Source organism: Amycolatopsis orientalis DSM 43388, from assembly GCF_000411975.1.
Lineage (GTDB): Bacteria > Actinomycetota > Actinomycetes > Mycobacteriales > Pseudonocardiaceae > Amycolatopsis > Amycolatopsis orientalis_D.
This window is the reverse complement of record NZ_ASXG01000132.1, coordinates 37,975-46,411: the sequence shown is the minus strand read 5'-3', so window position 1 is coordinate 46,411 and position 8,437 is coordinate 37,975. Positions and strand designations below refer to the sequence as shown.

The following is an 8,437-nucleotide window of genomic DNA, read 5'->3' as shown; positions in this document are numbered from 1 at the left end:
ACAAGCACCAGAAGCGTTCCCCGGAGGTCCCAGCCATGAAAGAAGGTACCGCTATCAGCACCACCGTGACGGTGCGCGGCATCCGGTTGCACATCGACGTGCGGCCGGGGGAGGGGCCGCCGTTGCTGCTGTGCAACGGAATCGGCGCGAACCTCGAGCTGCTGGACCCGCTCGTCGAAGCACTGCGAAGCCAGACCGGGCGGAAGATTCCGGTGATCCGCTTCGACATGCCGGGCACCGGCGGCTCGCCGGTCACCCGGCTGCCGCGCCGGATGCCGCAGCTGGCCCGGATGCTCGCCGATCTGGTGCGCTCGCTCGGCCACGACGAGGTCGACGTGCTCGGCATCTCGTGGGGCGGGGCGCTGGCGCAGGAGTTCGCGTACCGCAACCCGCGGTTGTGCCGGCGCGTCGTGCTCTGCGCGACCAGCATGGGCATGGTGATGGTGCCGGCCAAGCCGTCGGTGCTGCTCACCCTCGCGAGCCCGTTGCGCTACTTCGGCCCGCGGCACCTGCGCGAGACCGGCGCGCGGCTCTACGGCGGGGGATTCGGCGACGATCCCGAAGTCGCCGAGCACTTCGCCGCGGCCACCCGGGCGCCCGATCCGCTCGGCTACTACTGGCAGATCGTCGCCGGCGCCGGCTGGACGAGCGCGTGGTACCTGCCGCTGCTGCGCCAGCGGGTGCTCGTGCTGGCCGGTGACGACGACCCGATCATCCCGGCCGTCAACGCGCGTCTCATGGGACGGCTGCTGCGCCGCGGCACCGTCCGCCTCGTCCCCGGCGGCGGACACCTCGCCCTGCTCACCCATTCCGCCGACCTCGTCCCGCTCATCCACGAATTCCTGTCCTGAGGAGACCTCCGATGCTGAATCTCGCCATGCTGCTGGAAGAAAGCGCCGCCACGCATCCGGGCCGCGACGCACTCGTCGCCGGGGACGCCCGGATCACCTACCAGGAGGTGAACGCGGCCGCCAACCAGGTCGCGAACCTCCTGCGCGCCAACGGGATCGGGCGTGGCGACACTGTCGCACTGGCCTCGGTGAACGTGCCGCTGTTCCCGATCGTCTACTACGGAGTCCTGAAAGCCGGGGCCGCGGTGGTGCCGTTCAACGTCCTGCTCAAAAGCCGCGAAATCGCTTACCACCTGCGCGACTCCGGAGCGAAGGCGTTCTTCTGCTTCCCCGGCGGTCCCGGCCTGCCGCTGGAGGAGGAAGGCCGGGCCGGATTCGAGGAAACCCCGTCGTGCGAGCTTTTCTTCCTCCTGGACGACGCCTTCGCATCTGTCCTTGACGGACAGTCGCCGGTGTTCGAGACCGCTGATACCGAAGCCACCGACACCGCCGTCGTCCTCTACACCAGCGGAACCACGGGTACGCCGAAAGGCGCGGAACTGACTCACGCCAACATGCTGCTCAACGCGTTGACCTGCCACCGCGTCTTCGGAACCGGGAACCACGACGTGCACCTCGTGACCTTGCCCCTGTTCCACTCCTTCGGCCAGAGCGTGCAGCTCAACTCCGGCTTCGGCGCCGGAGCGACCCTCGTGCTGCTCCCGCGCTTCGATCCGCAGGCCGCGCTCACGCTCATGCAACGCGAGCGCGTGACGTTCTTCGCCGGCGTCCCGACGATGTACTGGGGTCTGATCAAGGCCGACCCGGCCGAACACGACCTGCCCGCGATCGCGGCGAACCTGCGCATGGCCGTGTCCGGCGGGGCGGCGCTGCCGGTGGAGATCCTGGAACAGGTCCACAAGATCTACGGAGTCCAGATCCGCGAGGGCTACGGCCTGTCCGAGACGAGCCCGGTCGCGACGTTCAACCACCCCGGCCGCGTCGCGAAGCCCGGCTCGATCGGCCAGCCGGTGTGGGGCGTCGAGCTGAAACTGATCGACAAGGACTGGCAGGACGTCCCGGACGGCGAAGCGGGCGAGATCGCGATCCGCGGGCACAACGTGATGAAGGGCTACCTCGGCCGCCCCGAAGCGACGGAGGCGGTGCTGCGCGACGGCTGGTTCCGCACCGGCGACATCGGCACCCGCGACGAGGACGGCTACTACACGATCGTCGACCGGGCGAAGGACATGATCGTGCGCGGCGGGTTCAACGTCTACCCGCGCGAACTGGAGGAAGTGATCCTGACCCATCCCGACGTCAGCCTCGTCGCCGTGGTCGGCGTGCCGCATCCCAGCCACGGCGAGGAGGTCAAGGCGTTCGTGATCCGCAACCCCGGCGCGACCCTGACCGAGGCCGAACTGGTCGCGTGGTGCAAGAACGCCATGGCCGGGTACAAATACCCGCGGCTGGTGGAATTCCGCGACGAACTCCCGATGACCGGGACCGGGAAGATCCTCAAACGCGAACTGAAGTGAGACGGGTTCAGCCGCGCCTCCGGCATTCGCTGCGTGGTGGTCGAGCCGGGCGGACTGGGCTGGCTCCTCAACGCAAGCCTGGGAGGGTGCGCGTCAGGCCGAATAGCCGACTGAGTCCTCCGTCGCGCTGAGCGCTGGTCGAACGTCGCGCCGAGCGCTGGTCGAAGCGCAGCAGCATCCGGGCGAGCGTGCACCGCCGGCGGCCATTTCCTCGACGGCCGCCGAGCTTGCGTGCTCGCTCGGCTGGTTAGTGCCAGGGCGCGGGCCCGGTGCGGCTGGACCATGCGGCGAGCGCGTCGGCGTCGAAGAGGCGGATGCCGAGGTGTGCGCCGTATTGCTGTGCCTGCTTCGTAAACGTCGACGTGGTGACGATGGCGGCGACGTGGGCACCGTGGACGCTGAAGCACGTCTCGCCGAACTTCTGCAGCTCTGGCCCGATGACCTTGTTCGTGGGGACGTATCGCTTGGCGTGGAGCACGATCTTCCGGCCGTCGGGTGCGAACGCGATCACGTCGGCGCCGAGGTCTCCTGTCCTGCCAACGGGTTGCGCGTGGGCGCAGCCGTCGCGCGCGCACAGGAACGCGAGAGCTTCCTCGAACTCGCGGTCACCCATCATCTGGTACCGGCTGATCTCGTGGGACCTGGCTGCCGCGGCCGCCAGACGCGTCTGCTGCGCACGGTTCCGCGAGTGCAGCCACACCACCCATCCGGCGATCGGGGCTCCGACTGCCACTGCGAGCGCACCCGGGGGAACGGAAGGGTACGCGCTGGGTGCCGGTTCGTTCACCGCCAGAGTGAGCTGTGTTTCCGGACAAATCGCTGCGCAGGCGCGGACGTTACACCCACGAAAATCAGTCATGCGCGTGCTGCCCTGACCGGTCACGTCGCGCGCAACGTCTCGACGAACAATTCCTCGACATCCATTCGCCGGCTGGAAAGTCCCTGCTCCCAGTGGTACCGCAGGAAAGCGTCGATGGTCGTCCGGTTGGCTTCGACGCCGTACCGCCAAGGGTCGGAGCCGAGCAGTTCCAGGTTGCGGTCGACGGTCTCGTTCAGCCACGGGATCATCGGTTCGACGAAGTTGGTCGTTCGTTGCTGGTGCAGGCGGTCCAGCGCCGCGGCTCGGCTGGTGTCGAACGCGGCGTAGATCCGCGGGGCCAGGGTCGGATCGGCATCGACCGCCGCGCGCTTCATCACCATGACGTGCGCGATGGGGAAGATGCCGGTGCGTGCGAAGTATCGGCGCTCGACCGCGCCGTAGTCGGGGAACAGCCGGCGGATCCTCGGCGACCTCGCGAGCACGGCCCGCGGGACGTTCCCGGAGATCAGCGCGTCGAGGTCGCCGGATTCGAGCATGCGCCCCAGATCGGCCCCTTCGGCCGCGCGGCGGACGGTCACCTGGGGAGGGTGCAGGAACGGAATGTAGTCGATCTTGCCGATCGGGCGATCGAGTCCGCCGACGAGCCAGCTGCTGTCGGCTGGGTCGAGGCCGTAGTCGTCCGCGAGGATTCCTTTGGCCCAGACGCCGGCGTCGTGGCCGTAGGTGACGAATTCGCCGATCCGGCGGCCGCGCAGATCCCGGGGCCGGGCGATGCCGCTGTCGGCGTTGACGTAGATCGCGGAGTGCCGGAAAACCCGGGCGGGGAACACCGGCAGCGCGACGAACGGCGGCTCGTCCCAGTCGAGCGTGCGCAGGTAGTAGGTCATGCCCAGCTCGGCGATGTCGAAGGCCTGGTGCCGGATCATTCGCTCGAACACCTGGGTGGCGATCGCCGGATGCTCGGTGACCAGGTCCGCGCCCTCGACCCGCACTGTGCCGTCATCGAGCGCCCGGAACTGGTCGTAGGGCAGCGAAGCCAGCGTCAGCCGCTGCGCGCTCATCGCCGGATCCCTGCGCGCACGCGCTCCCAATTGCCGAATGCGATCGACTCGCGCGCCGTGTCGTCGAGCGGTGCTTGCTCCAGGAATGCGCGAGCCCCGGACAGCGACGACGCTTCGAAGAGGTAGTCCGTCGCGAACATGATCCTCTCGGTCCCGATTACCTCGATCGCCCAAGCCAGGTAGCGCCGGCTGCGGATCCCGCTGGGCGTGACGTACAGGTTGTCGCGCACGTACTCGGCCAGCGGCCGGGCCGTGCCCGCCGAGGACGCGAGGTGCTGGACGCGCTCTAGGTAGAAGAGCACGAGCTCGCCCCAGTGTCCGAGCACGATCTGCAAATCCGGGAACTGATCGAACACGCCCCGCAGGACGAGCCTGAGGAACTGCACGCCGGCGTCGTAGTGCCAGCCGATGCCATGCGTGGCGAACCCGGCGGAGATTTCCGGCGGAAAGCCCGCGTAGTAATGCTCCCGAACCGCGGGCGGCGGCGACTGCGGATGCAGGTGCAGCGGGACGCACAGATCCTGTGCTGCCTCGAAGACAGGCCAGAACGAGTGGTCGTCGAGGTTCGTGGCACCGGTTCGTCCGTAAAGCATCGCGCCGTCGAGTCCGAGCACGGTGACTGCGCGCCGCAGCTCGTCGGCGGCGGTCTCGGGGGTGCTCGTGGCGAGGGCGGCGAGCCCCTGGAAATGCTCCGGGTCGTTGCGGACCGTCTCCGCGAGGACGTCGTTGGTGGCTTCCTGGAGGTGCCGTGCGTCGGCAGCCGGAAGGTTCTGCAGAGCGGGGGTTGTCAGGGACAAGACCTGCACGTCCAGTCCGGTGGCAGCCATCGCCGAGCGCCGCTCTTCGCCGAGTTCGAGAAGCCGCCGCCCGGTTTCGCCCTCGGCGGACGCGGCGAAGGCGACATCACGATGGACAGGGTCGAGGCGGCTCCACGCGTCGAGCACGGCGGGGGTCACGAAGTGTTCTTCCAGTCCGATGAGTTTCATTTCGCGTGCCTCACCGTGTCCTCAGGACCCGAGCAGCTCGGGTACGAAGATGTCGTCGCTGGTCAGCTGCGTACGCGACAGGCCCTGTTCGTGGTGGTACCGCAGGAAGGTGTCCACCGCGAGCCGGTTCTTCTCGACCCCGTACGGCCACCAGTCGTCCGAGAGCAAGCGCCGGTTCCGCTCGAACAGGTCGCTGAACCAGGGGGTGATCAGACCCATGTGCTGCTTGGCCGCCTGATCCAGATACGTCTTCCGCGTCCGGTCTTTCGCCGCGAGGAACGCGTCGTAAACCGCTTTCGCGGCACCGGGATGGGCCTGGTGAAAGTCCTTGCGGATCGCGACGACGTGCATCATCGGGAAGATCCCGGTCCGCGCGAAGTATTCTCGCTCGACTGACGCGCAGTCGGGAAAGAGCCGGCGGATCCGGCCGGAACCGTCGAGGACGGACTGGGGCACGTCGACCGACAGCAGCGCGTCGATCTCGCCCGACTCCAGCATCGCCGCGAGGGTCTCGCCGGCTCCGGCGTGCCGGACGGAAACGCCGTCGGGCACCGGCTGCGGCACCCAGTCGAACGAGGGGATCGGGTGGTCCGTTCCGCCGATCACCCACCGCATCTGTTCGGGACGAACGCCGTACTCCTGCGCGAGGACGCCTTTCATCCACACGCCCGGATCGTGTCCCCAGAGGGCGAACTCGCCCACTGTCTTGCCGGCGAGGTCTTGCGGCCGGGTGATCCCGCTGTCGGCGTTGACGAACAGGGAGGAGTGCCGGAAGTTGCGGTTCGGGAAGATCGGCAAGGCCAGGAACGGCGACTCGGTCGTGTCCCACATGCGCAGGAAGTAAGTCAGTCCCAGCTCGGCGACGTCGAATTCGCCGGCGACCATGCCCCGGAAGATGTCCGACACCAGCCCGGCCGTGGTCGCCGCGACCTCGAAGCCCTCGATCGGCTGGGTCCCGTCGAAGACGTCCGCGGCGTGCTCGTAGCGGTAGCCGCCGATCCTGAGTGCGGGTGCGCGCATGGCCGTTCCCCTCCGTAAAATGAATGAGCTTTCACGGAACAGGATGCGCTCGCGTCGCGGTATCGTCAAGGTGAAAGGTTGTTCACCATGGGGGTGGAGGTTCGGATGCCGCGACTCAGCCAGAACCGGCGCACGGCGAACCGGGCCGCGATCGTCGACGCGGCGCGCCGGTGCTTCGCGCGCAACGGGTATCACCAGACGTCGATGCCGCAGATCGCAGCCGAGGCAGGCATCTCGACCGGGGCACCGTATCGGTATTTCAGCGGCAAAGAGGACTTGGTCGTCGAAGTCGCGCAGCTTGCCTTCGAGTCGGTCTTCACCCCGATCATGCGGCTTGTCGAAGAGTCCGACGAGATCACGGTAGGCGACCTGGTCGGACGTGCCGCGCAGGCGCTGACCCCGCCGACCGGCGCGGGAGCAGCGGAACAGGCAGAACTGCTGCGGTGCGGCGTCGATGCCTGGGGAGAACTCCTGCGCAATGACCATCTGCGCGCGCACGCGATCGAAGGCCTCGACCGCACCGTGGAGCACCTAGCCCAGGCGCTCCGGCGAGGGCAGGCCAACGGTTCGGTGCCGGACGACCTCGACCCCGGCAACACCGCGCGGATCATCGTCGCTTTTGTGCACGGGCTGATGCTGCAGCGGGCAGCGTTTGGGCTGACGGACGTCGAAAGCCTTGTCCGTGAGGCGAGAACTCTCACCGGCCAGTCCGGTCAGCGCAGAGGCGATCGCGCTGGCGTCGAGGAGTGAGTGGGACACCCTGATCGCCGCCTGACACGCAACACCAATGAAGAACGCGGTCCCGACGACGTACGGGGCTCGTGGTCACGGCGGGGACGCCGATGGTCAGAGTGCTGGCGAAGGACAGTGCGAGCGAGCGCGCCCAGCAGGAATCCGTAGGTGCGGTCCGACAATCCGACGGGTGATCCAGCTCCGGCCGCGTACCGGGTGAGGATTGCGAATGTCGCGCGGGTGGCGAGGTTGAACAGTCCGATCAGGACGGTCAACTTGCGCAAAAGCCGTTGGTGCCAAACTGCGACACGATCGATTGTGCCGCGATCTCGTAGATCGTCTCTGCCGTGTCGGCGCGAAACAGGATCACTTACAGAGCCCAGATCGTGTCGGTTCCGACCACGGTGTCTCAGAGAATGCAGCGCTTGGACTCCACTCAGGAATTGGGAGTGGGCAGGAGTTCGGTCAGGCGCTGGACGGCGAACGGTACGAATGCCGTGGTCGGGAGGAGGCGGCAGGCAGCTGCACCGACTTGTGCTTCTGCGATGCCGGCCTTCGCCTCGAACTCCTTGCCGACGATGGGAAAGAACGTGTCGTTGTCGTTGCCGACGTCGAGCGTTTCGATCCAGACACGCTCGCCGTTGACCAGGTGAGGGAATCGGCGGACCTTGAGCCGGGGGCAGGGGGTGAGGGTTTCGGCGTGGTGCAGGAATGAGTTCCGGTCGTGGCCGACGCCGATGAGCAGGATGTAGGCGCCGAGGTCGTGCAGGCGGCCGAACGGCGAGGTGCGGCCGAGCGCGAAACCGAGGGGCTGGTGTGCCACGATTTCGGCCGCGTGTGCGCCGACCGCCGCGACCGAGGCCTGCGGGTGCGGACTTCGAAGACTCTCCGGCCGCCTCCGGAGCGCTTCGGGGATCGCGCCCATGCTGGACGGAAGGTCGGTGTGGAAGAGCGGGACTGCGGCGCGGCGCTCGCGAATGGCTGGGGTGGGGATCCGGGGGTGGAGAGGATCGGGGTCGGTGACCTGGCGGGTGAACGCGGGGGTCACCACAGTCCCGTCGGGCCCGACCGCTGCGGTGAGGGATTCGATCACGGTGTCGGCTCCGCCTTCGACGTGTCCGAGGCTGGACAGCGACGAGTGGACGATGAGGTTCATGCCAGGTCGCACGCCGAGTCGTTGCCAGCCGTCGCGGAGAGCGCCGGCAGTCAGGGGTTCGTTTCGGGGCGTGCCCATCAACCTTGCCTCTCGCATCGGAAACGGGTCCTGATCGAACCTACTGTGGTGGTCGGTCAGCCGGTGGGGACCAATGCTCACGGGGCCGCAACGCCGACTAGCTGACCAGAGCACCGACGCGCCGGTCCGGGGAGCGAAGAGTCGGGAGCCGTCAGGTACATCCGGGCACTTCTCGGAGCGGTTGACCGAGACCAGCAGCGCGAGGGGAAGCCCGGC

General features: G+C 67.9%; 8 protein-coding genes. 3 read left to right on the top strand and 5 right to left on the bottom strand.

Annotation, left to right across the window (positions count from 1 at the left end; genetic code table 11):
• Positions 1-35 precede the first annotated feature (35 nt).
• Together L942_RS28095 and L942_RS28090 are read left to right on the top strand one after the other, a co-directional pair.
• Positions 36-851 (top strand): alpha/beta fold hydrolase, encoded by an 816-nt coding sequence (locus tag L942_RS28095; RefSeq protein WP_235079445.1) that lies wholly within the window; start codon positions 36-38, stop codon positions 849-851.
• An 11-nt stretch (positions 852-862) separates the two neighbouring features.
• Complete coding sequence (locus L942_RS28090) at positions 863-2,368, top strand: long-chain-fatty-acid--CoA ligase (protein ID WP_037366153.1); 1,506 nt, start codon at positions 863-865, stop codon at positions 2,366-2,368.
• A gap of 247 nt (positions 2,369-2,615) precedes the next feature.
• Here L942_RS28090 and L942_RS28085 read toward each other — a convergent pair whose 3' ends face one another.
• The 4 genes from L942_RS28085 to L942_RS28070 all read right to left on the bottom strand — a co-directional run bounded on the left by L942_RS28085 (position 2,616) and on the right by L942_RS28070 (position 6,255).
• Entirely contained in the window at positions 2,616-3,101 is a 486-nt protein-coding gene (locus L942_RS28085; RefSeq protein WP_051166303.1) for a restriction endonuclease, read from the bottom strand.
• 146 nt (positions 3,102-3,247) lie between these two features.
• On the bottom strand, positions 3,248-4,249 hold the full coding sequence (locus L942_RS28080; protein WP_037366152.1) for a hypothetical protein: 1,002 nt from the start codon (positions 4,247-4,249) through the stop codon (positions 3,248-3,250).
• Positions 4,246-5,235 carry an amidohydrolase family protein gene (locus L942_RS28075; protein WP_037366150.1) on the bottom strand — a complete coding sequence of 330 codons (990 nt, stop codon included), beginning with the start codon at positions 5,233-5,235 and terminating at the stop codon, positions 4,246-4,248. Before L942_RS28075 ends, L942_RS28080 begins: the two co-directional genes overlap by 4 nt.
• A 21-nt stretch (positions 5,236-5,256) precedes the next feature.
• Positions 5,257-6,255, bottom strand: a complete 999-nt coding sequence (locus L942_RS28070; protein ID WP_037366148.1) for an ABC transporter substrate-binding protein — start codon at positions 6,253-6,255, stop codon at positions 5,257-5,259.
• Between the two features lie 105 nt (positions 6,256-6,360).
• Between L942_RS28070 and L942_RS28065 the strand changes: the two genes are divergently transcribed.
• Entirely contained in the window at positions 6,361-7,005 is a 645-nt protein-coding gene (locus L942_RS28065) for a TetR/AcrR family transcriptional regulator (protein WP_051166302.1), read from the top strand.
• Positions 7,006-7,423: 418 nt separating this feature from the next.
• Here L942_RS28065 and L942_RS28060 read toward each other — a convergent pair whose 3' ends face one another.
• Positions 7,424-8,335, bottom strand: a complete 912-nt coding sequence (locus L942_RS28060) for an aminoglycoside N(3)-acetyltransferase (protein ID WP_235079444.1) — start codon at positions 8,333-8,335, stop codon at positions 7,424-7,426.
• Positions 8,336-8,437: the final 102 nt, after the last annotated feature.